A 26,283-nucleotide genomic window follows, 5' to 3' on the forward strand; every position below is an offset into this window, starting at 1 on the left:
GCGCCGCTACCTCGACATGATGGGCACGGTTAGATCAAAAACTGCTGTGCTTATAGCGCTTTTTCGAACAAGGCGTTGCCGCATTGCGAGCAGAAGGAAGCTGCCTGCTCATGGCTGCCCTTGTGACACACCGCGCACTCGTGCTGCAGGCCTTCGCCACGCATGGCGTTGGCCAGTTCGGCGGTAAAGATGCCGGTGGGCACTGCAATGATCGAATAGCCGGTGATCATGACCATCGCCGAGAGCACCTGGCCGATGGGCGTGGTGGGCACGATGTCGCCGTAGCCGACGGTGGTCAGGGTGACGATGGCCCAGTAGATGCCGGTGGGGATGTTGGCGAAGCCGTTCTGCGGTCCTTCGACCACGTACATCAGGGTGCCGAATACCGTGACCAGGGTGCTGACGCTGACCAGAAACACGATGATCTTCTGCTTGCTGCCGCGCAGGGCTGCCAGCAGGTAGTTGGCCTGTTTCAGATAAGGGCTGAGCTTGAGTACGCGGAAGATCCGCAGCATGCGCACCACGCGCACGATCATCAGGTACTGGGCGTCGCTGTAGTAGATGGCCAGGATGCCGGGTACGATCGCCAGCAGGTCGATCAGGCCGTAGAAGCTGAACGCGTAGCGCAGCGGCTTGGGCGAACAGTACAGGCGCAGCAGGTATTCGATGGCGAAGATGAACGTGAAGCCCCATTCGATCCAGGCGAACAGGTCGGCATACTGGCTGTGGACGGTCTCGACGCTGTCGATGATCACCACCAGCAGGCTGGCGAGGATGATCAGCAACAAGGTCTTGTCGAAGCGCCGTCCGGCAGGGGTGTCGCTTTGAAAAACGACGACGTACAGGCGATCACGCAGAGTGGTCATAGAAAGGTGCTTCCCGAAGAGGCGCACAGCGTAGGAGCTTTGCCGCGCCGGTGCAAGGCCGTGCGCCAACCCTTGGCCCGCCTCGGCGAGGGCAAGGCTAATCCGGTGTGCAGCCCTTGAGCACCAGGCGCGTGATGGTGTCGATGGCGGCTTCGTAATCGGCGTCGTCCAGCTTCGCCTTGCCGGTGATCGAAGCGATCTGCCAATCGAAGTCGGCGTAGGTCTGCGTCGCGGCCCAGATGCTGAACATCAGGTGATGCGGATCGACCGGAGCGATCTGGCCGCGATCGATCCAGGTCTGCAGGCACTGGATGTTGTGCCGGGCCTGGGCATTGAGCTGCTCCACCTGATCGGCGCTCAGGTGCGGCGCGCCGTGCATGATTTCACTGGCGAACACTTTCGAGGCGAAGGGCAGGGCGCGGGAGATATGGATCTTGGAGCGGATGTAGGCGCGCAGCACGTCCTGCGGATCGCCCGCCGTATCGAACGGCGTGGAGGCCTGCAGGATCGGCTCGATGATGCTTTCCAGCACCTCGCGGTAGAGGTTTTCCTTGGACTTGAAGTAGTAGTAGACGTTGGGCTTGGGCACGCCGGCCTTGCTGGCGATGTCGTGGGTCTTGGCAGCGGCGAAACCCTTGTCGGCAAATTCCTCACTGGCCGCGCGCAGAATCAGTGCCTTGTTGCGCTCGCGAATACTGCTCATGGTGGGCGAAGATCCTTGTTTCTGCGCAATGGCATTCGGCTGTGCCGGAGGGTCCGCGATGGTAGCACCGGCGTTGCCGGGCTCTCAACAATGGCCCGGCAGGGAACTTAGCCGACCCCCGTGCGTCAGCCACCTATCTTACTCATAAGGATACTCCCCGTGGCCGCAGGCAATTTGCTGACGCTTCTCGACGATATCGCGACCTTGCTCGACGACGTTTCCCTGGCCGCGAAGAAAACCGCCGGGGTGCTGGGCGACGACCTGGCGCTCAATGCCCAACAGGTCACCGGGGTCAAGGCGGATCGTGAACTGCCGGTGGTCTGGGCGGTGGCCAAGGGTTCCTTGCTGAACAAGGCGATCCTGGTGCCAGCGGCGCTGTTGATCAGCGCATTCGCGCCTTGGCTGATCACGCCGCTGTTGATGATCGGCGGTGCCTATCTGTGCTTCGAAGGTTTCGAGAAGGTCGTGCACAAATTCCTGCACAAGGATTCGGCCGCCGAACTCGAGCGGCGCAAGGCCGCCATGGCCGATGCCAAGGTCGACATGGTGGCGTTCGAAAAGGACAAGATCAAAGGCGCAGTGCGCACTGACTTCATCCTCTCGGCGGAGATCATCGTGCTGGCGTTGGGGGTGGTGTCCACCCGGCCCTTCCTGGACCAGGTCGGCGTGCTGGTGATTACTGCCGTGCTGATCACCGTAGGTGTGTATGGGCTGGTAGCCGGCATCGTCAAGCTCGACGACGTTGGCCTCTATCTCAAGCAAAAGACCGGCGTGGCCAGCCAGGCACTGGGCAACGGCCTGCTGTGGTTGGCGCCTGTGCTGATGAAGGTGCTGTCGATCCTGGGCACCATTGCCATGTTTCTGGTAGGTGGCGGAATTATCGCCCACGGCCTGCCGTTCGTGCATCACCTCAGTGAAGCGGCGGTGGCGCTGGCTGGCGGCGGTCTGATGGGTACGGTGGCGAGCACTCTGGTCGACGCGTTGACCGGCATCCTTACCGGCGCCGCGGTATTGGCAGTGGTCAGCCTGGGCAAGAAACTCTTCGGGAAATCCCACTGACGGGTCGAAGGTTATCGTGGCGGCGGGGCGCGCTGAGTCTGGGCACAGCAGCGTGCTGCCGACTTCCCGTGTGGGTCGCCGACGCGGCTCGCGCCGCTGCTACAGGGTCGGTATTGGTGCGTAGTATAGGTGTGAGCTTTTAAACTATCTAATATATCGTACGCAAACTATGAGTGCTGTTGATCAAGCCAATAGGCCAGTAGTTATTCTTTGAAAGTACAACCATTGATCCGGTTGCGGTAATTAAAAGGGATTAACCCAAGGCTGTCGTTTCCTAGTTATGACGGTGCTGTTCCGTTGTCTCTTCTCGATCAAGAGTGAGCGCGTGCCGATTCCTAACTAGATCAGCCTGAGGAAACCACAATGTTCTTGCATAACAAGCGTTTGCAATACACCGTGCGTGTCGCGGCACCCAATCCAGGTTTGGCCAACCTGTTGCTGGAGCAATTCGGCGGTGCCCAGGGCGAACTGGCCGCGGCGGCACGTTACTTCACCCAGGCCCTGGCCGAGGATGATCCGGGCCGCAAGGACCTGCTGATGTCCATCGCCACTGAGGAACTCAGCCATCTGGAGATCGTCGGTTCGATCATCGTCATGCTCAACAAGGGCGCAAAAGGCCAGTTGGCAGAAGGTGTTCAGGAAGAAGGCGAGTTGTACCGTGCAATCAATGGCGCGGGCAATGATTCTCATATCACCAGCCTGCTGTATGGCGCCGGTGCTCCCCTGACGAACTCCGCAGGCGTTCCTTGGACCGCTGCTTATATAGACACCATCGGTGAGCCGACCGCCGATATGCGCTCCAATATCGCCGCTGAATCACGGGCAAAGATTGTTTACGAGCGCTTGATGAATGTCACCGACGATCCAGGCGTGAAAGAAGCATTGGGATTCTTGATGACTCGGGAAATCGCTCACCAACTGTCATTCGAAAACGCGCTGCATGCCATTCAACCCAACTTTCCCCAAGGCAAGTTGCCGGGCATGCCGGAGTTCACCAACAAGTATTTCAATATGTCCGGTGAGCCCAATGTGCGCGGCCCGTGGAACCAGGGCGAAGAGTGGGAGTTCGTGGCCGACCCGGAACCGGCAGTGGACGGCGGTGACGGCAGTGCGTCGGTGGTGCTGAGCGCCAAGGATGCCAAGGTGCTGGAAGCATTGAAGTTGCGCACCGAGTCCGATCCCGACGCCAATCCGGTTACCGGCGCTGACCTGGGTTCTGGCAAGGCGCAAAACGATCTGGCCTGATCGCCACTTGGCCATCGGCTTCGCTTGAAGAAAACCTCCCCGCAGCGCCCTGCGGGGAGGTTTTTCATCGAAGGCCTCAGTTCTGCACGGCTTTCACCGAGCCACCGTCAACGCGCACGTTGCTGCCATTGACGAATGATGCTCGCTCAGACACCAGCAAGGCGATCACCGCAGCGACTTCCTCGGCCTTGCCTCGCCGTTTCTGCACGATGCCAGGGCGTTCCTCTTCGAGAAAACTGTCGATTGCCTCTTCGAATGAAGTGCCCATCTGCTGCGCGCGCTGTTCCATCATGCCATCGGTCATGGGCGTCTCGATGAAGGCGGGCGCGACGGTGTTGCACAGCACACCGAATCCGGCTTCCTTGTAGGACAGGTTCTTGACGAACGCCGCCAGCGCCGCCTTGGCCACGTTGTACACCGCTTCCTCCCAGTACGGTTGCACCGCATTCTCCGAAGTGATGCAGACAAAACGGCCCCACTCACGCTCACGCATTTTCGGAATGGTGGCCCTCGCCACGCGCACGGCAGAGAAGAAGTCAGTGCTCCAGGCTTCCTGGTAATCGGCGTCGGACAGCGCCAGCGGGTCGCCCTTGGCCCCGGTGACGCCAGCGGTGTGAACCACGATGTCGATCTGGCCGAAGCGTGCTTCGGCCTGGGCCACGAGGTGGTCGACCTGCTGCTGGTCGGTCACGTCGGCCACGACGGTCAACACCGTACCGGGCAGCTCGGCAGCTGCTGTTTCAAGCTTATCGGCATCCTTGTCGCTCAACACGACAAAAACACCTTCCTCGCCCAGCAGCCTTGCGGTTGCCAGGCCCAGGCCGCCGCTGCCGCCAGTGATGAGCGCCACACGCCCCTTGATTCCCAGGTCCATACCGGCCTCTCGTTCGTGCAATGAATGTGCAGTTGAGACAGGCGTGCCACGGCCTGGATTCAAACATTCTTCACAGACCAGGCCAGGCAGCGACCGCAGGTCAAAGCGTCTCGATGCGCCACGCTGCGCTGTGCAGCTTGATCCGGCGCGGCGCCGGCCTGCTCGCAGGCGTGTGCGCCAGGGTCTCGAGCAGTGCCTGGGGGTGTTCCATTGGCAGTTCGGCCAGTGCCTGGGGCGGTAGCTCCCACCACTGGCTGGCCAGCAGTCGCTCGATGGTTTCGGCGTCGAAGCGGTAGCGAATCACCCGTGCCGGCGTACCGGCGACGATGGCGTAAGGCGGCACATCCTTGTTCACCAACGACTGGGCCCCGACCACGGCGCCCGTGCCGATGCTGATGCCGTCCATGACCATCGCGTCGCGCCCGATCCACACGTCATGGCCCAGGGTGGTTGGAGTGCTGACGTAGTAGCCGGCCACATCGGGGGTACGGGCCGCCCGCAGGGCAAAGAGTTTGCTATGGGTAGACAACCAGCCCAGCGGGTGGGACTGGCGGCTGTGACCGATGACCGTGCCGGCCGCAATTGAGCAGTAGCGACCGATCTCGGACACTTCATGCAATTCGGCACCGCTCATGACAGCAGTATGCGCGCCAATGCTCAGGCGCTGCCCGAACAGCTTGACGTCGTGCAGCTTGACGCCTTCTTCCAGGGTCAGCTCGATACCATTGCGCAGGCCCCGGCTGCCGCAGTCGAGGCGGCACTTGCGTGCCGCCAGGGCCTTCTTCAGCTTGCGGTCGAGCAGGGCGCGTTTGAGAACGTTCATTGCGGGGGTCCGGATCAGTCAGGCAGACCGCCAGCATATCGCATACACCGCCTCAGGGAATCAGGCGCTCGCTGCGCAGCTTCTCGAACACGTCGAAGAACGCCTGGTCACTCGCCTGGAACTCTTTGAAGCCCAATCGACGGCTCTTGGAAACATCGGTCACCACTTCGATGGGCCGGCCCAGGTCGGCGTCGGTGTGCCACGGTGAAACCAGGCGGTCGATATCGGCCTCCAGCAGGCCATGCTCCTGCGCCAGTTGCTGCCACACCGCCGCATCATCGGCCATCTGCTCGGCCAGGGGCGTAACCTGCTGCGGAAAGGGCGAAGCCTGCATACCGAACCAGTCGGCGATCTGCTGCCACATCCAGCTCCAGCGAAACACGTCGCCGTTGGTCACGTTGAACGCCTGATTGGCCGCGGCAGGCGTGGTGCTGGCCCACAGCAGTTGCTTGGCCAGCAGCCGAGCATCGGTCATGTCGGTCAGGCTGTCCCACTGCACGCGCGATCCGGGGAACACGAACGGCCGCCCGGTGGCCTTGCAGATCGACGCGTACACCGCCAGGGTGGTTGCCATGTTCATGGCGTTGCCCACCGCGACACCGGTGATGGTGTGGGGGCGATGCACGCTCCAGGTGAAGCCATCGCGCTCGGCGGCGGCGAACACTTCGTCTTCCTGGGCGTAATAGAAGTTTTCGACGTCCAGGCGGCCCTGTTCCTCACGAAACGGCGTCTGTGGCAGGCTGCCCTTGCCGTAGTTTTCGAACGGGCCGAGGTAGTGCTTGAGGCCGGTCACCAAGGCTACGTGCTGGACGCTGCCAGAGGCGCGCAGCGCATCGAGCACGTTGCGCACCATGGCGGCGTTGACACGGATGTTCTCCGCTTCCGTGTCCTGGCGGGCCCAAGTGGTCAAGAACACGTGGCTGGGCTTCAGATCGGCCAGCGCCGTGGTGAGCGAGGCCGGGTCCATCAGGTCGGCCTGCACAGGGGTAACCCCTTCGGCCACGTTGGGCTTGCGCGCCAATCCGGCCACCTGCCAACCCTGATCCAGCAGCAGTCGCGAAGTCGCGCTGCCGACGATACCGCTTGCGCCTACTACCAATGCAGAATGAGTCATGGTGTCTCCAGTTGTGAGTGGATGCTGCGGATGTGGACCGCAACATCCCGCTGGGGACTGCATCGGATTGCCTGTGATCGAACGTCGCAGCACTGCCGCGACGAGCCCTAGCGCTCGTCGAGGGCGAAGCGGGTCAGGCAGAAGGTGCCCACGCCGGCGTCCTGCAGACGCTGCGAGCCTTGCAATTCCGGCAGGTCGATGATCGCGGCGGCCTCGAACACCTCGGCACCCATGCGCCGAACCAGGTTGGCCGCGGCGATCAGCGTGCCACCGGTGGCGATCAAGTCATCGAACAGCACCAGCGAGTCGCCTTCGCACAGGCTGTCGGCATGCACTTCCAGAAACGCTTCGGCGTATTCGGTCTGGTAACCCTCGCTGAGCACATGGGCCGGCAGCTTGCCTTGCTTGCGGAACAGGATCAGTGGTTTGTTCAGTTCGTGGGCAACGATGGAACCGATCAGAAAGCCCCGGGCATCCATGGCCCCGATATGGCTGAACTGGGCGTCGATGTAGCGGTGCACGAAACTGTCGATCACCAGACGCAGGGCCTTGGGCGACTGGAACAGCGGAGTGATGTCACGAAACACCACGCCGGGCTTGGGGAAATCCGGCACAGGGCGGATCAGGGATTTGAAGCTGTGTTCGTCGAAAACCATCGGTCATTGCTCTGGCAGGGCAGGGGTTGCGCAGTATAACCCTCAGTGGTGGCCAGTACTGCCTCACCTGCCGTGCTCATTCGAGCACCGAGCCACCGGCCACGGCGCACAGCCGTTGCGCATCGAGGATGCGCACTTCCTTGCCTTGGGCTTCGAGCAGGCCGCCGTGCTGGAACCGGGTGAACACCCGCGACACCGTCTCCACCGCCATGCCGAGAAAGTTGCCGATCTCGTTGCGGGACATGCTCAGACGAAACTGCACCGCCGAATAGCCGCGTGCAGTGTGCCGGGCCGAAAGATTGGCCAGAAAAGTCGCGATACGCGCCTCGGCGGTCTTTTTCGACAGCAGCAGCATCATTTGTTGATCGTCGCGGATTTCACGACTCATCACCCGCATCAGTTGGCGGCGCAGCTGCGGCAGTTGCACCGAGAGCTCGTCGAGGCGTTCGAAAGGAATCTCGCACACCGACGTGGTTTCCTGTGCCTGCGCGGTCACCGGGTACACCAGGCGGTCCACACCGGACAACCCCAGCAGTTCACTGGGCAGATGAAAGCCGGTGATCTGCTCTTCACCAGCGTCGCTCAGGCTGAACGTCTTCAAGGCACCGGAGCGCACGGCGTAGACGGCGGCGAAGGCTTCTCCCTGGCGAAACAGCAACTCACCCTTCCTGAGCGGGCGGCCGCGCTTGATGATGTCGTCCAACGCGTCCATGTCGGCCAGCTCCAGGGACAGCGGCAGGCACAGCGGCGCCAGACTGCAGTCCTTGCAGTGGGCCTGATGAGAGGCGTGGTTTTTCGCCGGCTCGGACATTGTTTCGATCCTTGTTGAAACGTAGGGGTATGTGCAGATTAATCCCTGCAAGGGTAACCCAGCTGCGGCCCCCCAAGCCAACGACGGCCTGCGCGCTCGGCGCGGCCGGGGAACTCCGCAGGCGCCACAGGCTCAGCTACAACAGGAAACCCCGCGTCATTGCCTGAGGTAAGCATCCATGAAAGCGCTTTTGCATGCCCTGAAGTACACCGGCCTCGTTGGAATGCTCTTCGCTGCCTCGTGCGGCGTGGGTGCTGCGCAGGGCGTCAGTGCCTCCAGCCCAGCGACCGGTTCCACTGCCAGCCCCGCAACCAGCACGGCCCCGGCGCCCAGCACCGCGCAGCCCCAGGCCAATACGACCCGCAACCCGTCCAGCAGCATGAATCGCGCGCCGACTACTCGAAGTTCGAGTACGCTCCAGCAGCCCGCGCCCTCCTCATCGCCTGAAGGCAGCGATATGCTCCAGCAGCAGCGCCAGCAAAGTGGCGAGCAGATGATCCAGGAGCGCAAGGGGCGCGCGGCGGACAGCAACTGATCCCGAAACCGGAGAGACAAGCATGTCGAAGAAGATAGCGTTGGTGACAGGTGCCGGCAGTGGCATTGGCCGAGCGACGGCCCTTGGGCTGGCAGCCGACGGGTTCTGCGTGGTGCTGGCCGGCAGACGCCTGGAAGCGGTGCAGGCGGTGGCACAGGCGATTGCCGAGCAGGGCGGTGAAGCCTTGGCAGTGGCGGCCGACGTCCGTGACAGTGCCAGCGTGGACGCGTTGTTTGCCACGGTCGAGCAGACTTACGGGCGCCTCGACGTCATCTTCAACAACGCCGGCATCGGCGCGCCGGCAGTGCCCATCGACGAGCTGGACGTGGCCAAATGGGCTGATGTACTGCAGACCAACGTCACCGGGGTGTTTCTGTGTTGTCGCGCAGCCTTCGGGTTGATGCGCCGGCAGCAACCGCAGGGCGGCCGGATCATCAACAACGGCTCGATCTCGGCGCACACGCCACGCAGTTTCAGCATGCCCTATACGGCCAGCAAGCACGCCGTGCTGGGCATCACCAAAAGCCTGGCGCTCGACGGTCGCGAGTTCAACATCGCCTGCAGCCAGATCGACATCGGCAATGCCCTTACCGAGTTGTCAGCGCGCATGACCAAGGGTGTCCGCCAGGCCAATGGCGACATAGCCGTCGAACCCATGGTCGATATGGTTCACGTTGTCGACGCGGTTCGCTACATCGCCAAGCTGCCGTTATCTGCCAACGTGCTGAACATGACCGTCATGGCGACGAATATGCCGTTCGTTGGACGCGGCTGACGCCAGTCCTGTCCGCCCGCCACGCGCGTGGCGGGCACATGCCACTGTCGATCCAGGCAAGCGAGGGTTTATCATTCGTGCACTTTCACCTGTGCACGTAGTGCCGGAGCCTTGCTACCGATGTCACTGATTCATCACTCCACTTCGGCGCCGTCCGAGGATGTCAAAAGTCAGTTGCTGCAGATGGTGGTCGACTACCTCACCGACATCAGCAGCCTGGGCATCACCCCCAGCAATCCGCTGTACCAGCTGTACCAATACGGCGTCGGCTATGAAGTGCATCTGTACCTCGAGGCCATGACAGGCGGGCGAGAGGTACGGCCTGAACTGGTACTGTGTTTCGACGCCGCGCAACCGGAAACGCTGGACGGCTTTGCCCTGTTCCTGCGGGCCGAGCATGACCCTGCGGTGTGCACCGTGGCCTACATGGCAGTGCGCGTGGCTCGGCGCAGGCAAGGGGTGGCGCGGGCCCTGCTGGAGGCGATCAGAAGGCGTCACGCGCACGTCGAGCTGGCCTGCGTGCTGGGTAAAGTGCCGTGGTTCGAGAACATGGGATTTCAGGTCATCGGCGCGCAGGGCCCGCAGGTCAAGCTGAGCAGTGATGGCACGGCGACCGATCAGCCCATTGTCGTGCTGGACGTCGCGCCGGTCTACGCTTCGCTGGAAGTCCGGCAGATTCACGCCTACCTGCTCAACCAGCACGGGCGCAAAGCCATGCTTGAAGCCGAAAGGAAACGCGATCGCCAACTCGACCAGATGACCCGTCAGGCTGCAACTTTTGCCAGGGACTCCCTGCAATACAAGCTGCGCTGACGTGCCTTGTGCATCAATGCAGATGCAGCGATGTGTTGACCTTGCTCAACAACCGCTCACTGGTCCAGGGTTTTGGCAGGAACTGGACATTGGGCCCCAATTCCAGATCGCGACCCGAGTACCCGGATGTCAACAGAATCGGCAGGCTGGGCCAGCGCTCGGCGGCCATCTTGCTCAAATCGTAACCGTCCATATGGCCAGGCATACGGATATCGCTGACGACCATGTTCACGGCCCCCGGGTGCGTCTCCAGAAAGTCGTAGCCCTGGTCGGCGGTTGCAAAAGCCGTCACCTCGAAGCCCGCATCTTCGAGCACTGTAGTCAGCAGAAGGCGGATAAGGTCCTCATCTTCGAGGACTAGTATGGAGGCGGTAGTCATGGGGCGTACCTTCAATGATGCGTAAGCGTCTGAACAGTCGACTGACGCAACGCGCAAGGGTTCTGTGCCGGAAAAAAAAGACTGACGAAAGGGCATAAACTGTTGCGCACAAGTTACGGATATGCAAAGAAAACGGCTCGTTCCAGCGGCCGCGACAGAAGTCATCATCGGTAGCAATTTGCAGCCGGACGAGGCGCTGCCTGGCTGGCTGGTCACAGAGCGCAGGTGCTAACCTGCAGACCGGCACTGCCCCGTGGCCGTTCTGCCATCGCCCTGAGCAGCAGCGCTCCAGGTGCAGCGGTATCCTTTCGAATGAGTCCGATCATGAACAAAGCAACAGGCATCATTGCCGGCATCGTCGTCGTGGCTGCTGCCGCCACCACGGGTGGAGCGTGGTACACCGGCACCCAGTTGGAGCCGGTCCTCGACAACGCCATCGAGCAGGCCAACCGCGAGCTCGCTGCCTCCTTCAGCGTCGACGGCCAGGCGGGCATGCAGATCGAGCTGCTGTCCCTGGAGCGACGCTTCTTCACCAGTACTGCGCACTACCGAATCAGACTCCACGGCATGCAGGCCGACGGTGGGCCTGAAAACCGCGAACTGTTGCTGGTCGATCACATCGAGCACGGGCCGCTGCCTTGGTCACACCTGAAAACATTCAGGTTGATGCCAGTGATGGCCGCAAGCAACTTCGCCCTCGAACGCAACGCCGACACCCAAGCCTGGTTCGCCATGAGTCAGGACCAGCCGCCATTGCGCGGTCAGGCCAGCATCGGTTACGACGGTGCCAGTGACACGCACCTGCAACTGTTGCCGCTCGACGCCCGCGAGGGCAACGACACCGTGAGATTTTCCGGGTTGAGCGCTCGCCTGGTGCTGAGCGCCGACGCCAGTCATTACAGCCTGACCGGCCGCAGCGAAGAACTGCTGGCCGACATCGAAGGCCAGGCAGGTCGCCTGCAGGCGCAATTCAAAGGCTTGAGCTTCGATACCGGCGGCACCCTGGGCGCCTCTGGCCTGTACCTGGGGCACTCGGACCTCAAGTTGGTCCAGGCCAGTCTGCAGGGCGCCGAGATCGCCCCCATTCAGGTTGAAAACCTTTCCGCTTCCGGTCTGATGCAGGAAGTGGAAGGCAATCTTGACGTCCAGGCCAGCTACAGCATCGGCGCCTTGAACTACGCCAGCCGACCCGTCGGCGCGCTGCAGATGAGCATCAAGTTGGCCAACCTGGATATTGCGGCCAGTCGTGACTTCGGTGATTTTTATCGAGCGGTCATCGCACCGCAGTGGCAGACACCGCTGCCCGACGGCACGCTGCCGCCCTTGCGCCTGAACAGTACGCAGCGGCAGCAATTGGAAACGCTTGTCGGCAGGCTCCTGGACGCCAGGCCCCAGCTGCAATTGGAACGCTTGAGCCTGGCCACCGAACACGGTGAAAGCCATTTGAACATGACGGCTCGCCTGGCCAATCCGGCGCCTGCCAAACCGGGCTCGCCGGCCTATTGGCCCGCATTGATCGCCAATGTTCAGGCGGATCTGCAACTGTCCAAGCCGATGCTGGCAGACGTGGGCAGCCTGCAGGCCAGGCTCCAGGGGCAGACCGACCCGGCGCGTGTGGAACAGGCCGGGCGCGATCTGAGCGCCACCGTCGCCGCGCTGGGGCAGATGCTTGGCCTGGTGAAGGACGAAGGCGAGCATTTACGTGCCAGCCTGCGCTACAGCGATGCCGTGGTGGATTTCAACGGCCAGAAGATGCCTCTGTCGCAGTTCGCGCAGTTGCTCGGACAGTTCAGCAGCATCGGTCAGCGCTGACGGCAGGCGGCCGCCGTACGCGTCAGTCGCGCTGCGGCGGCAGCATCCGCTCGAGCATGCCGTCCCGGCGCACCGCCACGTGCCATACCGTGGCGGCCACATGCAGGATGATCAATCCGTACAGCGCGAATTGCCCCCACACATGTACGGTGTTGGCGAATTTACCCAGCGCCTCGTTCTGGACGAACCCAGGCAGCGACACCAGCCCGAAAAACGGTACGTCCTGGCCATTTCCGGCCATCAGGTACCCGGTCACTGGCATCGTCAGCAACACCGCATACAGCAAGCCATGATTCAGATGGGCCAATACCCGCGTACCGGCACCGATGTCCGCTCGATAGGCCGGGGCCCGGTGGCGCCAGCGCCAGGTCAGCCGAATCAGCACCAAGAGACCGACACTGATGCCCATGGATTCATGTGCCAGGTACCAGAGCACCCGCACCGGACCGGGCGGAAAATTCTCCGCTACCCACACACACGGCAGCACCAGGCACAGCGCGGCGACCGTCAGCCAATGCAAGGCTTGGGCGAGGCCGTTGTAGCGTTCGATTGCCATGCGCTCACTCCTCAATACGTGACACTCACCTGCGGTGCCCGGTTGGACCGATCGACCCGAGTGCTGCTCACTGTTGGTCAAAGCCCAGCGGTCAGTCAAATCCGACACATCGTGTTATGGAAATAACTACCGACAGTCGGAAATAACTAATGGCATCAGGCTATTATTGGATCCACGCTAAATACTGTCACACATTTGCCGATAGCCCGTGCAACATCACAGCGGACCTACCGGCCATGCAAAAAACCCTGAAATTCAGCCACAAGATTCTCCTGGCCGCTTCGCTCATCGTGACTGCAGCTTTCGCTCTGTTCACGTTCTATAACGATTACCTGCAGCGCAACGCCATCCGCGCCGACCTGGAAAGCTACCTGCACGAAATGGGCAGTGGTACCGCCACGAATATCCAGCACTGGCTTTTGGGGCGTATTCTGCTGGCCGAGACCCTGGCCGAGAGCGTCGCCCTCAACCCCAGCCCCGAGGCCATAGGCGCGCTGCTCAAACAGAAAACCTTGCTGGCCAACTTCGAGTTTGCCTACCTGGGCAATGTCTCGGGAGGTTATTTCCTCGAGCCGCCCGATACCATGCCCGAAGGCTACGATGCGCGCACCCGTCCCTGGTACACCGACGCCATGAACGCGCGCCGGACCATCCTCACCGAACCTTACGTCGATGCCGCGAACGGCAAGACCATCCTCACCATTGCCACCCCCTCGCTGAGCGCCAATGGTCAGCCGGTCGGTGTAGTGGGCGGGGATCTGAGCCTCGAGACGCTGGTCAAGACCATCAACTCGCTGGATTTCGACGGCAGTGGCTACGCCTTTCTGGTCAGCGCCGACGGCAAGATCCTGGTCCACCCCGACAACCAGTTGGTGATGAAGTCACTCAAGGACGTGTACCCGCAGCACACACCGCGCATCGGCAGCGACGTCACCGAGGTCGAACGCGATGGCCGTCCGTCCATCGTCACCTTCGCCAAGGTCGAGGGGCTGCCTTCGGTCGACTGGTACATCGGTCTGAGCATGGACAAGGCCAAGGCCTACTCGATGCTCAGCCAGTTTCGCAGCTCGGCGGTGATCGCTACGGTCATTGCCGTGGTCCTCACCATCGCCCTGCTTGGCATGCTGATTCGCTTGCTGATGCAACCGCTGCACGCAATGGGCCGGGCCATGCACGACATCGCCGAAGGCGAGGGCGATCTGACCCGTCGACTCACCCTGCACAGCGCCGACGAGTTCGGCGCCCTGGCGCTGTCGTTCAACCGTTTCGTCGAGCGTATCCACGACTCGATCCGCGAGGTGGCTTCGGCCACCGGCCAGGTCAACGAAGTGGCGCTGCGCGTGGTCAGCGCCTCGAATTCCTCGATGGCCAACTCCGATCAGCAGGTCAACCGCACCAGCAGCGTGGCCGCCGCCATCAACGAACTGGGCGCCGCCGCGCAGGAGATCGCCCAGAACGCCGCCCTGGCTTCGCAGCACTCCAGTGCCGCGCGCAACCTGGCCGCCGATGGTCAGGCGGTGGTCGGCCAGACCATCAGTGCCATGAACGTGCTGTCGCAGAAGATCAGCGGCTCGTGCAGCAACATCGAAAGCCTGAACGCCAGCACCGTCAACATCGGTCAGATTCTGGAAGTGATCACCAGCATTTCACAGCAGACCAACCTGCTTGCGCTCAATGCGGCAATCGAAGCCGCGCGCGCCGGCGAAGCCGGGCGGGGCTTTGCCGTGGTCGCCGACGAAGTTCGCAACCTTGCGCACCGCACCCAGGAATCGGCGCAGCAGGTCCAGGGCATGATCGAGCAGTTGCAGGTGGGTGCGCGCCAGGCGGTCATCCTGATGAACGAAAGCCAGGGCCAGAGCGAGTCCAGCGTCACCATCGCCAACCAGGCCGGTGAGCGTCTGGTCAGCGTGACTCAGCGCATCGGCGAGATCGACGGCATGAACCAGTCGGTTGCCACCGCCACCGAAGAGCAGACCGCCGTGGTGGAATCGATCAACGTCGATATCACCGAGATCAATACGCTCAATCAGGAAGGTGTGGAAAACCTGCAGTCCACCCTGCGTGCATGCGCCGACCTCGAACAGCAGGCGCTGCGCCTCAAGCAATTGGTTGGCAGTTTCCGTATCTGACGCCTGAGCATGCGCCGGTAGGGCGGCCTTGAGAGATAAGGCCGTCGTCCTGGCAAGCGCTGTCTACAGATCCACTGCCACGCTCAAGGTCAGGTTGCGCGGCTCGCCGGGCATCGCCCAGTAGTTGCTGTAGGATCGCTCGAAGTACTTCTCGTCGAACAGGTTATTCAGGTTGACCCCCAGGGTGACTTTGTCGCTGGCCTTGTAATGCGCGAGCAAATCGACTGTGTGATAGGCGGGCAACTCGAAATTTCCCCCGGATTCGCCGGACCGATCCCCTACATAGGTAAACGCGGCACCGATATCGGAGCCGCGCAACGGCCCGTCCTGAAACGCATAGACGCCCAGCAGGCTGGCGCTGTTGCGTGCCACGCCCAGCAGGCGGCTACCCTTGGGCACGCTGGCGTCGCCTTCGGTAACCTCGGCATCGATCCAGGCGTAGGCGCCGATCACACGCAATGCATCGGTCAGCTGGCCGCTGAACTGCAAGTCGACGCCCTGGCTGCGTGCCTTGCCGATAGCGCGATTGAGGTTGCTCGCCGGGTCCAGCGCCAGCACGTTCTCCTTGTCGATGTGAAACGCCGCCAGGGTCGCGCTCAGGCGCTCGTCGAACAACTCGGCCTTGAGGCCGGCCTCGTAGCCCATGCCTTCTTCCGGATCGAACGACTTGCCGCGCTCATCCAGCCCGCTGTTGGGCTTGAACGACGTCGAGGCATTGGCGAACAGCCCCCATTGCGGCGTGAGTTGGTAGAGCAGCCCGGCGCGCTGGGTGAAGGCATCCTGGCGCTGGAGGTTGCGATTGCCGGTGGTGTAGTCGGCGATGCGCTGTTCGAAATGTTCATAGCGCACGCCCAGCATGCCGCGCAGTTGGTCGGTGAATACCATTTGGTCCTGCAGATTCAGCGCGTGGCTGCGCACATGCTCGCGAAAATCCGAGCCCGACCGCGCGCCTGTGGGTTTGGGCTGGCCGTACACCGGGTCGAAGATGTCGATCCGGTAGGCGCCTGCGGTGGCGGTCACCTGTTCGTTCTTGCGGTAATCCTCGTACTCGCTGCCGATCAACAGTTCATGCTGCACGCTGGCCGTGTCGAGGAAACCGCGCAGCTCGACCTGGCTGATGCTGTCGTGCCAATCCATGTCACGCTCGCGAAAGCGCCGGTTGACCGTATGGCCGTCGGCGTTGAGCGCGCGTGCCTCACTGGCATCGCCGCTCAGCTCGCCTTGCTTGTAGTGGCTGGCCACGCGCAGTTGCCAGTCGTCGTTAAGCCGGTGTTCCAGCGCGGCCTGGATGCGGTTGTTGTCGTTGTCGATGAAGCCGTCGTTCGGCTCGCCGAGAAAGGTCCGGCGCGAGCCTCCACCCCAGCCGTTGCCCGGCGCTACCACACCGCGGTCGAACACCGATTGGTGGCGCACCAGCTCGGTCTCCACCAGTAACGAGGTGTCCGGGTCCAGCTGCCAGCTCAGCGAAGGCGCCACGTACACCCGCTTGCTCTGCACATGGTCACGGAAGCTGTGGTTGTCTTCCACCGCCAGGTTGACCCGGCTGAGCACCTGGCCTTCGGTATCCAGGGGTGTGTTCAGGTCCAAGCTGGTGCGATAGCGGTCCCAGGAGCCGGCGCTGCCGTACAGGCGTGCGAACGACTCGGCCTGTGGTTTCTTGCTGACGATGTTGACCGTGCCGCCTGGATCGCCACGTCCGTACAGGCTGGCGGCCGGCCCCTTGAGCACCTCGATGCGCTCGATGCTGGAGACGTCCGGGGTCGCAGGGTAGCCACGGTTGGCGCTGAACCCGTCGCGGTAGAATTCCGAGGTGCTGAAACCGCGTACGCTGTATTCGTACAGCGTCAGGCCGCCGAAGTTGTTCTGCTGGGACACACCCCCGGCGTATTGCAGGGCACGTTCGACATTGCTGCTGCCCAGGTCCTCAAGCACCTGGACCGGAATCACGCTGACCGCTTGGGGAATGTCCTTGATCGCGGCATCGGTCTTGGTCGCGCTGCCCGAACGTGTCGCGCGGTAGCCGGTGACCGGACCGGTCGCGGTTTCCATATCGCCACCCGCCGTCACGCTGATGGCTTCCAGTTCGAGGGTTTCGGGCGAGGTTTCAGCGTAGGCGGGCATCCCCAGTACGCTGAAGGCGAGGCCGGCCATGGGGGCAAAACGAGGTGAGCGCATGTGCAACGATCCATTATGTTATGGTTATAATATAACGTAATGATTCGAGACATGCATCTCCCATCTACGCGTTTGCGGTACTCAGGCCGCGCGGCGCAGCGAAATGAACATGGCGTCGTCGGCCAGGATGGCGGCAATCATCGCTCCGGTTTCGGCTAGGCGCCGTGCCAGGTCCTCATCCGGGACGTGCAGGTCCCAGCGCGTCGGGTTGTTCGCCAGCATTGGCATGTTGTCGACTTCGCGCAGCGCCGCGAGGAAAGCGGCGGGCGGCGGCAGGTAAGTGGTGAAGCCATCACCCTTGAGCGCAGCGGTGTGGATACCCAGCTGCGCGCACACCTGCGCCTTGGCAGCGATGTCGTCACGGTCAGCCTGGCGCGAGCGCTCGATCAACGCCGCCAGCGGCGCGTCGACCAGTTGCCCACCGGCAATCAACGCCGGCCCAGTGGCCCAGGCTTCGGTCGGGCAATCCTTCATGTCCGGGCGCAGTGGGATGTGCGGGTTGATTTCCATCGGATAGATCCGGCACACCAGCGGCCGCTCGGCATAGATGCCGCAGCGATTGTCGGCATTCAGATTGCGACAGGGCCCGACATTGTAGGCGGCGAAGGTGATCGAGACGTAGGCGGGCGCGCTGCCGCACAACACGGGCAGCGAACGCCGTCTGGCATGTTCCTGTTGCGCGTGGCTGAGGTTCAGGCTGTGCAGCCCGGGGCCGTTTTCCAGGAAGGCTTCGAGCAACACGATCAACTGGCCGCCATCTTCCGCCCAATGGCGCGCCTCGGACAGCGTCAGCGGTACGTGATGGTCGCTGCAGCATTTGCCACAACCCGTGCAGGAAAAACGTGTGTCCATGCCAACCCCGTCTGTTCGGAAAGAGTGACGAAAACATGGCGTTTCGACACTGAATAGCAGGGCTTGAGCAGATTCCGTGCCAGCTCCCGTCAGCCTCCGAGCAGGTCGTGGGCGTCGAGGAGCCGGTAGGCCACCTGCGGGTTCTTTTCCAGGCCGCGACGGATGGCGGCCGGGATCGCTTGACGCGTCTTGCGGCACAGTCCCGGCAGCGCGTCGAGGTGGATAGCGATGCCACGCATGCTGCGCACGGTGCCTGAGCCGGGCGTGACTTCGACACGCAGGCCAAGCTGGTCGAAGATGCGCTGCTGCAAGCGCCGCAGGTCGTCCAGGCTTTCCAGGTTCTCGAGTCGTTCGAGCAGGCGCTTTTCTTCATCGCGGGTCAGGCGCAGGATGCGCAGGTCGGCATCGGGGACCGCGTGCAGGCGTTCGCGCTCGCAGATGCAAGCGCCGGGTGGGCAGGGTTGGCGAGTGGCAGGGGCCATGGTCATGAGCGCAAGCATAGCCAGACTGCGGGGTATTTGCACTGGGGGTGTCGACATGCCGGGGCCTCGTCCATACTGGCGCAAATCCATCCGTTCCCAAGGCCTTACATGTCCAGAAGCCGGCTCGCCGTGCGCCATGGCGCACTGAGCATCCTCCTTGTCCTGCTCGCCGCCTGTTCCAGCCAACGCAGCAACCAACCCCCGGCACCCTCGCCCGAACAGGTCCGCGCCAAGCTCGTGCAGCTGTTGCCCGCCAAGGTCACGGACCGCGAAGGCTGGGCTGCCGATATCGAAACGGCCCTGAACGTGCAGGGCATCCCCGGCAGCGATGAAAATCTGTGCGCGGTGCTGGCCGTGGCCGAGCAGGAATCCACCTTCCAGGTCGACCCCAGCGTGCCGGGGCTGGGCAAGATCGCCCGCCAGGAAATCGACCGCCGCGCCGGCCGCGTGCATGTGCCTGGCTTTCTCGTCGACGCGGCTCTGGGCATTCGCTCGGGCGACGGCAAGTCCTATGCACAACGCCTGGAGGCTGCGCGCTCGGAAAAACAGCTCAGTGAAATCTTCGATGACTTCACCGGCATGGTGCCCCTGGGCAGGCAGCTGTTCGGCACCTTCAATCCAGTCCGCACCGGCGGACCCATGCAGGTCAGCATCGACTTCGCCGAGAAGCACCGCGCGCGCTACCCCTACACCGTGGACGGTTCGATTCGCCGCGAAGTGTTCACCCGGCGCGGCGGCATGTATTTCGGCATTGCCCATCTGCTTGGCTATCCGGCCAGCTACGAACGTCCGCTGTACCGCTTCGCCGATTTCAACGCCGGCTGGTACGCAAGCCGCAACGCAGCGTTCCAGAATGCGGTGAATCAATTGTCAGGCGGCCGTCTGGCGCTCGACGGCGATCTGATCCGCTACGACTCCAGCGCTGCCAGCAACACCGAGCTGGCAGTACGCAATCTTGGCAACCGCTTGAACATGAACGACCGCGACATTCGCCGTGCCCTCGAGGAGGGGGAAACCCTGGATTTCGAAAAGACCACGCTCTTCCAGCGTACCTTCGCCCTGGCTGACAAGGCCGCCGGCAAGCCGGTCCCGCGGGCGATCCTTCCGGGCATCAAACTGCAGAGCCCGAAGATCACCCGCAACCTGACCACGGCCTGGTTCGCCCAACGGGTGGACGAGCGCTACGCCCGCTGCATGGTGCGCGCCCGCTGAGGGTCCGGGGAGCGCTCAATCGGCGCGCAGCAGCAGGGGTTCTGCCAGACTGTAGCCGAAGCCGCGCAGGGTCTGCAGGGCCTCGGGGCAATCGAGTTGGGCCAGCTTGCGACGAAGGTTGCACACATGTCGTTCGATCAGCGCCGTCTTCGACGCCTGGCCTGCGCCCCATAACTGTTGCTCGATGGATTGCCGACTGACCGCGCCGGGGTTGCTGGCCAGCATCGCCAGCAAGCGATGCTCGCTGACGGTCAGGCTCTGCTGGCGCTTGCCTCGTCCAACCATGAGTCGCGAGGGCGACAGCCACAGGCGCGAGGGCGGCAGGGTGGCAACGCGCGGTCGCGGACGGGCCAGTGCCTGCAGACGGGCCAGTACTTCAGCCGGGGCGACTGGCTGCGTCAAGCACGCATCGGCCCCGGCACGCAGGGCGGCGATGCGGGCCTGACGGTCGTCGCCGGTCAGCAACAGCATCACCGCGGCATCGCCCCGATGGGCCAGGCAATGTTCCAGCGCCCCTTGGACGGAGCGTTCCAGTGCCAGCACGATGAACCCATAGCGGCCTGGCGCAAGCGTCTGCGCTGCTGTGGCCGTATCGACCGTGTGCAGCGTTGTGGCATGTTCCGCCAAGGCGCATTGCAGTGCGGTGTCGGGCGTGTCGCTGATATAGAGCAGGTTCATGTTCACACCAATGCCTTGCTTTGCCGGCACCACAGGGTCATCCGCGTGCCACCTTGTTCGCTGCTGCCCACTTCGAGGGTGAACCCATGCAGTTTGACCACCGCGGCTACGATCGACAGCCCCAGGCCGAAGCCGCTGTGCTGGCCGTCGGCTTCGCAACGATAGAAACGTTGAAAGATCGCTTCACGCTCTTCGGGCGCGATGCCCGGCCCGCTGTCGCTGATTTCCAGGCGCGTGGCGCCGTTTTCCGCCGTGGCGCCAAGCACCACCAGGCCGTGCGCCGGGGTGAACTTGATGGCGTTGCTGAGCAGGTTGCCCACGGCTTCGAACAGCAGCGCGCGATCGCCATGCAGCATCGGCAGCGTGTCCGGTACGTCCAGACGCAGATTGATGCCTTCGTCTTCGGCCAAAGGCAGGTAGAAATCGTGCAGTTCGTGCAGCAGCGGTTGCGGGTCGAAGGAAATGAAGCCGGAACGTCGGCGGTGGTCTTCGATTTCCGAGATGCGCAACAACCCGCGAAACCGTGCCATCAGCGTGTCGGCTTCAGCGATCACGTCGTCCAGCTGCAATGCCTGGCGCGAATCCGCGGGCGCCTCCTGCTGGATGCGATACAGCTGGGCGCGCAGGCGGGTGAGGGGCGTGCGCAAGTCATGGGCAATGTTGTCGCAGACGCCCTTGACCTCGATCATCAGTTGCTCGATGCGTTCGAGCATCGCGTTGACGATCGCCGCCAGCATGTCCAGTTCGTCGCGGCGGTCGGAGAGCGGCAGGCGGGTGGTCAGGTCACCGGCGACGATGGCATCGGCACGGGCCTCGATGGCGCGGATGCGTCGCAAAGGCCTGCGTCGCAGCAGGTGCCAGCCGGCGATACCGGGAATGATCGTCAGCGAAATCCCCCACAACAATGCGCGCAGGATGATGTGGGTCACCGCGAACAACGAGCCGTTGTCACGTACCAGCACCAGCCAGCGACCGTCCAGGGTACGCATGGCCACCGCGTCGCAGCTGTTCTGCGGCATCTGCGGATTGGCGCTGTCCACGCAACTGTCCAGGTCGTGGATGCGACCGTCCAGCGGCAGGCCCCGCGGCACCTGCAGCAGCTGGCCGGACAACGGCCGCAGTTGCAGGTCGAACAGGCCATAGGCATCGAAGGTGCGGTCGTCGAATGCTTCACTGGCGGCCAGTGCCTCGTTCAGCGCTTCACCGTGGAAACGCGAGAACAGGTGCTGACGCTGCATCAGGGAGTGCCGCGCCAGGTCGGCAAGGTAGGTCGATACCTCGTAGTACAACACCCCCATGAGGATGCTGCTCCAGGCCACGAACAGAAAGCTGTAGAGCGCCAGCAGCCGACTGCTGGAGGAGCGCCAGCCTTTAGACAGGTTCGGCAATGACATAGCCGGAGCCTCGCACGGTCTTGATCAACGGTGCGGTGCCCGGTGGGTCGATCTTCTTGCGCAAGCGGCCAATGTGCACGTCGATCAGGTTGGTGCCCGGATCGAAGTGATAACCCCAGACTTCTTCGAAGATCATCATGCGCGTCAGGATCTGCCCGGCATTGCGCATCAGAAATTCCAGCAGCTTGTATTCGGTGGGCAGCAGGTTCAGCGCCTGCTCGCCACGGCGTGCTTCGCGGGTCATCAGGTCCAGGGTCAGGTCGGCGACGCGCAGCGTGTTGTCGGCGGCGGCTACGGGGTTGTTGCGGCGCAGCAGCACCTCGACGCGAGCCGCCATCTCGTCCGAGGCGAACGGCTTGGTCAGGTAGTCATCGCCACCGGCACGCAGGCCGCGTACGCGCTCGTCGACATCGGACAGTGCGCTGATCATCAGAATGGGCGTGCTCACCCCGATGGTGCGCAGGGTCGTCACGATGGCCAGGCCGTCCAGCTCGGGCAGCATGCGATCCAGGGTGATCACGTCGTAGTTGCCGCTCACCGCCTTGACCAGCCCTTCGCGGCCGTTGTCCACCCAGTCGACCTGCAGGCCGTGGCTGCTCAGTTCCGCCACGATCTCCCTGGCGGTCACGGCATCGTCTTCGATGGTCAGTACGCGCGTCATGTTGGTCTCTACCCGATGATGTCTGCTGAGGATGGCGGCATTGTGACAACAATCCGCGCACGGCTCGTTGAAGTTTTTTTCATCTTGCGCCACCTCATCTTTTCTGGGTAATCCCAGGGCGGTTCCAAGGCCGCAGGCCGACGGATGACACGGTTCCTGTGCAGTGTTGCTAAAGCCTGGCCGTTTCAGGCCGATGCAACGGTCACAGCCTATAGGGACGCACTCGTCATGAACGCCTTGAGCAACATCGCCAGCACCTTGAGCATTCGCCCGTCGGCCCCGAGCAGCACTGCCGCGCCGGCGCCCACGGCAGTCGCCGACAGCGAGGCGACGCAGACCGCTGCCGCGCCCGCCGCGACCGAGAAAGGCGCGCCGGCCGGTGGCGCTGGCGGCGCGGGCGCAGCCCAGGGCAGCAGTGGTACATCGGACACAATCAAGGCGCTGCAAAAGCAGATTGCCGAGCTGCAGAAGCAGCTTCAGGAACAGCAGCAGGAGATGGCCCGCATCCAGGCCAGCCAGCAAAGCGAAGAAAGCAAGGCAGCCTCCGTGGCCGCCATCCAGGCGCAGGTGGTCGCCACCTCTGCGGCGTTGCAGACCGCCACCGCCGGGCTGCTTCAGGCCATGCAGGAATCCGGCAGCAGCACCGCCGGGTCCATGGTCAGTACCACGGCGTGAAGTCCACCCCAGGCTGCTTATAAACCCCTGGCCCATGAGCTAGGCTAGAGGCAGACATCACCGAGGAGCTACCGAATGCTGGCGCCTGCCAAGCCTGTGCATGAAGAAGAGCGCGTACACGCACTGCATGCCCTGAACATTCTCGACACTCGGCCCGAGGAGCGTTTCGACCGCCTTACCCGCCTGGCCAGGCGGCTGTTCGACGTGCCCATTGCCTTGGTCAGTCTGGTGGACAGCGACCGCCAATGGTTCAAGTCCTGCCAGGGCATGGCCGCCACTGAAACGTCGCGAGATGTCTCGTTCTGCGCTCACGCCATCCTCAGCGACCAGATTCTCATGGTCCCCGATGCTGGCAGCGACGAGCGTTTCCACGACAACCCATTGGTGACCGGTGAACCAAAGATCCGCTTCTATGCCGGCTGCCCGTTGAAAGTGGGCAATGGCAGCAACGTCGGGACGTTGTGTCTGCTCGATACCCGGCCGCGAGTCCTCGACGCCGAGGAACGCGGCCTGCTGCTGGACCTGGCGAGCATGGCCGAGCGCGAGATCGCCGCCTTGCAGTTGGCCAGCATCGACGACCTCACCCAATTGTCCAACCGTCGCGGGTTCGAAGCCCTTGCCGAGCATGCCCTGAGCATGTGCAGGCGCATGGGCACCCCGGCGTCGCTGCTGTTTTTCGACCTCGATCGTTTCAAAGCCATCAACGACACCTTCGGTCACGCCGAAGGCGACCGTGCGCTGGTCACGTTCGCCCAGGTATTGCGCAGGGTGCTCAGGGAAATGGATGTGATCGGGCGAATGGGCGGGGATGAGTTCGTCGCGCTGCTGCTGGGGTCCAATGCCGCCGCGGGCGATGCGGTCATCGACCGCTTGAGCCAGGCCTTGGCCGAGGCCAACGCCGAACTTCAAGGCCGCTACACGATCACCTACAGCGTCGGTCGCATCGAGTACGACCCCGGGCGACACGACACCGTCAAGCGTCTGCTGGCCGATGCCGATGGCGCCATGTATGCCCGCAAGCAGGCCGCCAGGCGTTCGTGAACGACGCAGTCAGTCCGCGGCCTGACGCATTTGCTTCTTCTGCGCCTTGTAGTCCATTGCCACTGCCGGCGGTGCGCTGCTCTTACCGGTTTCCACCCATTTGCGCAGGCGGCTGGCGTCGGCGAAGTGGGTGTACTTGCCGAAGGCATCGAGGATCACCATGGCCACCGGCCGCCCCCCCATGCGCGTCACCAGCACCAGGCAGTGGCCGGCCATGTTGGTGAAGCCGGTCTTGGTGATCTTGATGTCCCAATCATCCTTGTTGATCAGGTGGTCGGTGTTGTGAAAGCCCAATGTATAGCTGGGTTTCTTGAACGCCACGGTCTTTTCCCGCGTAGTGCTCAGTTCGCTCAGCAGCGGATACTGCTGCGCCGCCACCAGCAGTTTGGTCAGATCGCGTGCGGTCGAGACGTTGCTGGTAGACAGCCCCGTGGGCTCCACATAGCGCGTATGGGTCATGCCCAACGAGCGGGCCTTGGCATTCATTGCCGCAATGAACGCGCCGTAGCCACCCGGATAGTGATGCGCGAGGCTGGACGCTGCACGGTTCTCGGAAGACATCAAGGTAATGAGCAGCATGTCCCGGCGATTCAGCTCGCTGCCAAGCTTGACCCGCGAAAACACCCCTTTCATTTCCTTGTTGTGGCTGATGTCTACCGAAATCACTTCGCTCATGGACTGTTTGGCATCCAGCACCACCATGCCGGTCATCAGCTTGGTGACCGACGCGATGGGCACCACATGGTCGGCGTTGTTCTCGTAGACCACTTTGTTGGTCTGCAGATCGATCAGCAAGGCACTGCCCGAGGCCAGGTGCAACTGCGACGGGTCACGCGGGATGGCGGCTTTTTCCGCCGCTTGCAGGTTCGGGGCGACGACGAAGGTGGTCAAGGCCAGCCACAGGCTGAAAAAAGATAGCGGGGTCTTCACGCGGAGCGCTCACTGAAAAAAGAGGTAGATCGGGCTGATGATCGAGGCGGGGTCGAGAGTGTCGAGTGTCACACGCTGGAAGTATGGCAAAGCGCCTGCCGATTGTCGCGCTTGTCGGGATGCACTGCGTGAAGAAAAGCTCATCCAGCCTGCTGCCCAATGAAAAGCCCCGCACAGCGGGGCTTTGTAGAGCGCGCAGTGGTTCAGGCCAGTTGGTGGTGCTGCGCCGCATTGAGCGTGGCGTACGCTTGCTTGGCATGGGGCAGGGAGGGCAGCGGGCCACTGATTGCCTCGCCGTCGCGCACTACATACCAGCAGGCCAGAAGACCCAAGTCGCGCAACTTTTCCGGGACTGCGCTGCCGACTACCGACATGATTCTTAATATAGGCATGAGAGACCTCCGTGGTTCCTGCCGACCACCTTACGAAATCGACCTGCACGTTAGAAATCACCTTGCTCGATAGTCACCATCGACAATCCCTATCACGCCCCAGCGCCGCGACTCACCAGCGTGGCGAGCCGTAGTAGACCGGCGGTGGCCCATAGTAGCCACGCGGCGGCCCGTAGTATCCACGCGGCGGCGGTGCCGCGTACACGGGGTAGGGCTGCGCATACACCGGCTGCGACTGGACATACACTGGCTGCTGTACATAGACAGGCTGTTGCACATACACCGGTGGCGGGCTTTGCACATACACCGGTTGCTGTTCCACATAGACCCGCTGCGGTGCATTGGATGTGACCACCGCGCCGACCACGGCCGCACCCAATACCGCGCCCAGTATTCCCGGCCCGGCACCCTGCCAGCCGCCGCCGTGCGCCGAGGCCTGGCTGGCCATCGCCAGCGAGCCGATCAACAGAGCGATCTTGGGAAGTTGACGCATCATGATAGATTCCTCGTGTTTCGCACCCCTGGCGTCCGAACCTGCGATAGGTTCAGAGCATTTCGCCGGGGACACGACTATGACAAAAAATCAGTCGAAAGCGTCCCTGTCCATGGGTAAATTTTGTGTAAGGGCATGGCGTCGTCTG

General features: G+C 62.8%; 28 protein-coding genes. 10 read left to right on the forward strand and 18 right to left on the reverse strand.

All coding sequences use genetic code 11. The features are described 5' to 3' along the window. Window positions 1-50 precede the first annotated feature (50 nt). Window positions 51-866 (reverse strand): ion transporter, encoded by an 816-nt coding sequence (locus IFT98_RS07155; protein WP_192047865.1) that lies wholly within the window; start codon window positions 864-866, stop codon window positions 51-53. A 97-nt stretch (window positions 867-963) separates the two neighbouring features. After that, window positions 964-1,569, reverse strand: a complete 606-nt coding sequence (locus tag IFT98_RS07160; protein ID WP_192047866.1) for a TetR/AcrR family transcriptional regulator — start codon at window positions 1,567-1,569, stop codon at window positions 964-966. A gap of 159 nt (window positions 1,570-1,728) precedes the next feature. Between IFT98_RS07160 and IFT98_RS07165 the strand changes: the two genes are divergently transcribed. Continuing rightward, the gene (locus IFT98_RS07165; protein WP_192047867.1) at window positions 1,729-2,628 is read left to right on the forward strand and encodes a DUF808 family protein; all 900 of its coding nucleotides are present in this window, start codon (window positions 1,729-1,731) and stop codon (window positions 2,626-2,628) included. A 363-nt stretch (window positions 2,629-2,991) separates the two neighbouring features. Next, window positions 2,992-3,873 carry a manganese catalase family protein gene (locus tag IFT98_RS07170; RefSeq protein WP_122713670.1) on the forward strand — a complete coding sequence of 294 codons (882 nt, stop codon included), beginning with the start codon at window positions 2,992-2,994 and terminating at the stop codon, window positions 3,871-3,873. 76 nt (window positions 3,874-3,949) lie between these two features. Here the strand turns inward: IFT98_RS07170 and IFT98_RS07175 are convergent, their stop codons facing one another. From IFT98_RS07175 to fnr, 5 genes are all read right to left on the reverse strand, one after another. Further along, a complete protein-coding gene (locus tag IFT98_RS07175; RefSeq protein ID WP_192047868.1) occupies window positions 3,950-4,747 on the reverse strand; it encodes an SDR family NAD(P)-dependent oxidoreductase in 798 nt (265 codons plus the stop codon). Between the two features lie 100 nt (window positions 4,748-4,847). Continuing rightward, window positions 4,848-5,570 (reverse strand): CatB-related O-acetyltransferase, encoded by a 723-nt coding sequence (locus tag IFT98_RS07180; RefSeq protein WP_192047869.1) that lies wholly within the window; start codon window positions 5,568-5,570, stop codon window positions 4,848-4,850. A 52-nt stretch (window positions 5,571-5,622) separates the two neighbouring features. After that, window positions 5,623-6,684, reverse strand: coding sequence for an SDR family oxidoreductase (locus IFT98_RS07185; protein ID WP_192047870.1), 1,062 nt, complete (start codon window positions 6,682-6,684; stop codon window positions 5,623-5,625). Window positions 6,685-6,791: 107 nt separating this feature from the next. After that, a complete protein-coding gene (locus IFT98_RS07190) occupies window positions 6,792-7,340 on the reverse strand; it encodes an adenine phosphoribosyltransferase (RefSeq protein ID WP_192047871.1) in 549 nt (182 codons plus the stop codon). Window positions 7,341-7,416: 76 nt separating this feature from the next. After that, window positions 7,417-8,151, reverse strand: a complete 735-nt coding sequence (gene fnr, locus IFT98_RS07195; protein ID WP_192047872.1) for a fumarate/nitrate reduction transcriptional regulator Fnr — start codon at window positions 8,149-8,151, stop codon at window positions 7,417-7,419. Between the two features lie 178 nt (window positions 8,152-8,329). Here fnr and IFT98_RS07200 point away from each other — a divergent pair, with 178 nt between their 5' ends. From IFT98_RS07200 to IFT98_RS07210, 3 genes are all read left to right on the forward strand, one after another. Beyond that, window positions 8,330-8,686, forward strand: coding sequence for a hypothetical protein (locus IFT98_RS07200; RefSeq protein WP_192047873.1), 357 nt, complete (start codon window positions 8,330-8,332; stop codon window positions 8,684-8,686). 22 nt (window positions 8,687-8,708) lie between these two features. After that, window positions 8,709-9,461 (forward strand): SDR family oxidoreductase, encoded by a 753-nt coding sequence (locus IFT98_RS07205; RefSeq protein ID WP_192047874.1) that lies wholly within the window; start codon window positions 8,709-8,711, stop codon window positions 9,459-9,461. A gap of 120 nt (window positions 9,462-9,581) precedes the next feature. Then, a complete protein-coding gene (locus IFT98_RS07210; RefSeq protein ID WP_192047875.1) occupies window positions 9,582-10,274 on the forward strand; it encodes a GNAT family N-acetyltransferase in 693 nt (230 codons plus the stop codon). A gap of 13 nt (window positions 10,275-10,287) precedes the next feature. Here the strand turns inward: IFT98_RS07210 and IFT98_RS07215 are convergent, their stop codons facing one another. Continuing rightward, window positions 10,288-10,653, reverse strand: a complete 366-nt coding sequence (locus IFT98_RS07215; protein ID WP_192047876.1) for a response regulator — start codon at window positions 10,651-10,653, stop codon at window positions 10,288-10,290. A 324-nt stretch (window positions 10,654-10,977) separates the two neighbouring features. On the opposite strand from IFT98_RS07215, the gene IFT98_RS07220 reads away from it, so the two are divergent. Then, a complete protein-coding gene (locus tag IFT98_RS07220; protein WP_192047877.1) occupies window positions 10,978-12,465 on the forward strand; it encodes a YdgA family protein in 1,488 nt (495 codons plus the stop codon). A gap of 22 nt (window positions 12,466-12,487) precedes the next feature. Here the strand turns inward: IFT98_RS07220 and IFT98_RS07225 are convergent, their stop codons facing one another. Continuing rightward, window positions 12,488-13,021, reverse strand: a complete 534-nt coding sequence (locus tag IFT98_RS07225) for a cytochrome b (RefSeq protein WP_192047878.1) — start codon at window positions 13,019-13,021, stop codon at window positions 12,488-12,490. 236 nt (window positions 13,022-13,257) lie between these two features. Between IFT98_RS07225 and IFT98_RS07230 the strand changes: the two genes are divergently transcribed. Next, complete coding sequence (locus tag IFT98_RS07230) at window positions 13,258-15,150, forward strand: methyl-accepting chemotaxis protein (protein WP_192047879.1); 1,893 nt, start codon at window positions 13,258-13,260, stop codon at window positions 15,148-15,150. 63 nt (window positions 15,151-15,213) lie between these two features. On the opposite strand, the gene IFT98_RS07235 is transcribed toward IFT98_RS07230, so the two are convergent. From IFT98_RS07235 to IFT98_RS07245, 3 genes are all read right to left on the reverse strand, one after another. Continuing rightward, window positions 15,214-17,325 carry a TonB-dependent siderophore receptor gene (locus tag IFT98_RS07235; protein WP_192047880.1) on the reverse strand — a complete coding sequence of 704 codons (2,112 nt, stop codon included), beginning with the start codon at window positions 17,323-17,325 and terminating at the stop codon, window positions 15,214-15,216. An 81-nt stretch (window positions 17,326-17,406) separates the two neighbouring features. Next, window positions 17,407-18,177, reverse strand: a complete 771-nt coding sequence (locus IFT98_RS07240; protein ID WP_192047881.1) for a YkgJ family cysteine cluster protein — start codon at window positions 18,175-18,177, stop codon at window positions 17,407-17,409. 89 nt (window positions 18,178-18,266) lie between these two features. Further along, window positions 18,267-18,665: a hypothetical protein gene (locus IFT98_RS07245; RefSeq protein ID WP_192047882.1), complete on the reverse strand. Its 399-nt coding sequence runs from the start codon at window positions 18,663-18,665 to the stop codon at window positions 18,267-18,269. Between the two features lie 102 nt (window positions 18,666-18,767). Between IFT98_RS07245 and IFT98_RS07250 the strand changes: the two genes are divergently transcribed. Then, window positions 18,768-19,871 carry a DUF1615 domain-containing protein gene (locus tag IFT98_RS07250; RefSeq protein ID WP_192047883.1) on the forward strand — a complete coding sequence of 368 codons (1,104 nt, stop codon included), beginning with the start codon at window positions 18,768-18,770 and terminating at the stop codon, window positions 19,869-19,871. Between the two features lie 15 nt (window positions 19,872-19,886). Here the strand turns inward: IFT98_RS07250 and IFT98_RS07255 are convergent, their stop codons facing one another. From IFT98_RS07255 to IFT98_RS07265, 3 genes are read right to left on the reverse strand one after another with little or no spacing between them, the layout of a single operon-like run. Then, complete coding sequence (locus tag IFT98_RS07255) at window positions 19,887-20,549, reverse strand: response regulator transcription factor (RefSeq protein ID WP_192047884.1); 663 nt, start codon at window positions 20,547-20,549, stop codon at window positions 19,887-19,889. A 2-nt stretch (window positions 20,550-20,551) separates the two neighbouring features. After that, window positions 20,552-21,943 (reverse strand): sensor histidine kinase, encoded by a 1,392-nt coding sequence (locus IFT98_RS07260; protein WP_122475812.1) that lies wholly within the window; start codon window positions 21,941-21,943, stop codon window positions 20,552-20,554. Beyond that, window positions 21,921-22,604, reverse strand: a complete 684-nt coding sequence (locus IFT98_RS07265) for a response regulator transcription factor (protein ID WP_122475810.1) — start codon at window positions 22,602-22,604, stop codon at window positions 21,921-21,923. The genes IFT98_RS07260 and IFT98_RS07265 overlap by 23 nt, the downstream gene beginning before the upstream one ends. A 228-nt stretch (window positions 22,605-22,832) precedes the next feature. Between IFT98_RS07265 and IFT98_RS07270 the strand changes: the two genes are divergently transcribed. Both IFT98_RS07270 and IFT98_RS07275 read left to right on the forward strand, forming a co-directional pair. Beyond that, entirely contained in the window at window positions 22,833-23,279 is a 447-nt protein-coding gene (locus tag IFT98_RS07270; protein WP_122794791.1) for a hypothetical protein, read from the forward strand. Window positions 23,280-23,354: 75 nt separating this feature from the next. Then, window positions 23,355-24,320, forward strand: a complete 966-nt coding sequence (locus IFT98_RS07275) for a sensor domain-containing diguanylate cyclase (RefSeq protein ID WP_192047885.1) — start codon at window positions 23,355-23,357, stop codon at window positions 24,318-24,320. Between the two features lie 9 nt (window positions 24,321-24,329). Here the strand turns inward: IFT98_RS07275 and pbpG are convergent, their stop codons facing one another. The 3 genes from pbpG to IFT98_RS07290 all read right to left on the reverse strand — a co-directional run bounded on the left by pbpG (window position 24,330) and on the right by IFT98_RS07290 (window position 26,138). Beyond that, the gene (gene pbpG / locus IFT98_RS07280; protein WP_192047886.1) at window positions 24,330-25,250 is read right to left on the reverse strand and encodes a D-alanyl-D-alanine endopeptidase; all 921 of its coding nucleotides are present in this window, start codon (window positions 25,248-25,250) and stop codon (window positions 24,330-24,332) included. 203 nt (window positions 25,251-25,453) lie between these two features. Further along, on the reverse strand, window positions 25,454-25,642 hold the full coding sequence (locus IFT98_RS07285) for a hypothetical protein (protein WP_192047887.1): 189 nt from the start codon (window positions 25,640-25,642) through the stop codon (window positions 25,454-25,456). A gap of 112 nt (window positions 25,643-25,754) precedes the next feature. Further along, on the reverse strand, window positions 25,755-26,138 hold the full coding sequence (locus IFT98_RS07290; RefSeq protein ID WP_192047888.1) for a hypothetical protein: 384 nt from the start codon (window positions 26,136-26,138) through the stop codon (window positions 25,755-25,757). Window positions 26,139-26,283: the final 145 nt, after the last annotated feature.

The organism is Pseudomonas sp. CFBP 8770, assembly GCF_014841705.1.
In the GTDB taxonomy this organism is placed as follows: Bacteria; Pseudomonadota; Gammaproteobacteria; order Pseudomonadales; family Pseudomonadaceae; genus Aquipseudomonas.

What these genes read in the sequence shown, in the direction of transcription:
- IFT98_RS07155 (WP_192047865.1), bottom strand. Translation starts at nt 866, where the DNA reads ATGACCACTCTGCGTGATCGCCTGTACGTCGTCGTTTTTCAAAGCGAC.
- IFT98_RS07160 (WP_192047866.1), bottom strand. Translation starts at nt 1,569, where the DNA reads ATGAGCAGTATTCGCGAGCGCAACAAGGCACTGATTCTGCGCGCGGCC.
- IFT98_RS07170 (WP_122713670.1), top strand. Translation starts at nt 2,992, where the DNA reads ATGTTCTTGCATAACAAGCGTTTGCAATACACCGTGCGTGTCGCGGCA.
- IFT98_RS07175 (WP_192047868.1), bottom strand. Translation starts at nt 4,747, where the DNA reads ATGGACCTGGGAATCAAGGGGCGTGTGGCGCTCATCACTGGCGGCAGC.
- IFT98_RS07180 (WP_192047869.1), bottom strand. Translation starts at nt 5,570, where the DNA reads ATGAACGTTCTCAAACGCGCCCTGCTCGACCGCAAGCTGAAGAAGGCC.
- IFT98_RS07185 (WP_192047870.1), bottom strand. Translation starts at nt 6,684, where the DNA reads ATGACTCATTCTGCATTGGTAGTAGGCGCAAGCGGTATCGTCGGCAGC.
- IFT98_RS07190 (WP_192047871.1), bottom strand. Translation starts at nt 7,340, where the DNA reads ATGGTTTTCGACGAACACAGCTTCAAATCCCTGATCCGCCCTGTGCCG.
- fnr (WP_192047872.1), bottom strand. Translation starts at nt 8,151, where the DNA reads ATGTCCGAGCCGGCGAAAAACCACGCCTCTCATCAGGCCCACTGCAAG.
- IFT98_RS07200 (WP_192047873.1), top strand. Translation starts at nt 8,330, where the DNA reads ATGAAAGCGCTTTTGCATGCCCTGAAGTACACCGGCCTCGTTGGAATG.
- IFT98_RS07205 (WP_192047874.1), top strand. Translation starts at nt 8,709, where the DNA reads ATGTCGAAGAAGATAGCGTTGGTGACAGGTGCCGGCAGTGGCATTGGC.
- IFT98_RS07210 (WP_192047875.1), top strand. Translation starts at nt 9,582, where the DNA reads ATGTCACTGATTCATCACTCCACTTCGGCGCCGTCCGAGGATGTCAAA.
- IFT98_RS07215 (WP_192047876.1), bottom strand. Translation starts at nt 10,653, where the DNA reads ATGACTACCGCCTCCATACTAGTCCTCGAAGATGAGGACCTTATCCGC.
- IFT98_RS07220 (WP_192047877.1), top strand. Translation starts at nt 10,978, where the DNA reads ATGAACAAAGCAACAGGCATCATTGCCGGCATCGTCGTCGTGGCTGCT.
- IFT98_RS07225 (WP_192047878.1), bottom strand. Translation starts at nt 13,021, where the DNA reads ATGGCAATCGAACGCTACAACGGCCTCGCCCAAGCCTTGCATTGGCTG.
- IFT98_RS07230 (WP_192047879.1), top strand. Translation starts at nt 13,258, where the DNA reads ATGCAAAAAACCCTGAAATTCAGCCACAAGATTCTCCTGGCCGCTTCG.
- IFT98_RS07235 (WP_192047880.1), bottom strand. Translation starts at nt 17,325, where the DNA reads ATGCGCTCACCTCGTTTTGCCCCCATGGCCGGCCTCGCCTTCAGCGTA.
- IFT98_RS07240 (WP_192047881.1), bottom strand. Translation starts at nt 18,177, where the DNA reads ATGGACACACGTTTTTCCTGCACGGGTTGTGGCAAATGCTGCAGCGAC.
- IFT98_RS07245 (WP_192047882.1), bottom strand. Translation starts at nt 18,665, where the DNA reads ATGACCATGGCCCCTGCCACTCGCCAACCCTGCCCACCCGGCGCTTGC.
- IFT98_RS07250 (WP_192047883.1), top strand. Translation starts at nt 18,768, where the DNA reads ATGTCCAGAAGCCGGCTCGCCGTGCGCCATGGCGCACTGAGCATCCTC.
- IFT98_RS07255 (WP_192047884.1), bottom strand. Translation starts at nt 20,549, where the DNA reads ATGAACCTGCTCTATATCAGCGACACGCCCGACACCGCACTGCAATGC.
- IFT98_RS07260 (WP_122475812.1), bottom strand. Translation starts at nt 21,943, where the DNA reads ATGTCATTGCCGAACCTGTCTAAAGGCTGGCGCTCCTCCAGCAGTCGG.
- IFT98_RS07265 (WP_122475810.1), bottom strand. Translation starts at nt 22,604, where the DNA reads ATGACGCGCGTACTGACCATCGAAGACGATGCCGTGACCGCCAGGGAG.
- IFT98_RS07270 (WP_122794791.1), top strand. Translation starts at nt 22,833, where the DNA reads ATGAACGCCTTGAGCAACATCGCCAGCACCTTGAGCATTCGCCCGTCG.
- IFT98_RS07275 (WP_192047885.1), top strand. Translation starts at nt 23,355, where the DNA reads ATGCTGGCGCCTGCCAAGCCTGTGCATGAAGAAGAGCGCGTACACGCA.
- IFT98_RS07285 (WP_192047887.1), bottom strand. Translation starts at nt 25,642, where the DNA reads ATGCCTATATTAAGAATCATGTCGGTAGTCGGCAGCGCAGTCCCGGAA.
- IFT98_RS07290 (WP_192047888.1), bottom strand. Translation starts at nt 26,138, where the DNA reads ATGATGCGTCAACTTCCCAAGATCGCTCTGTTGATCGGCTCGCTGGCG.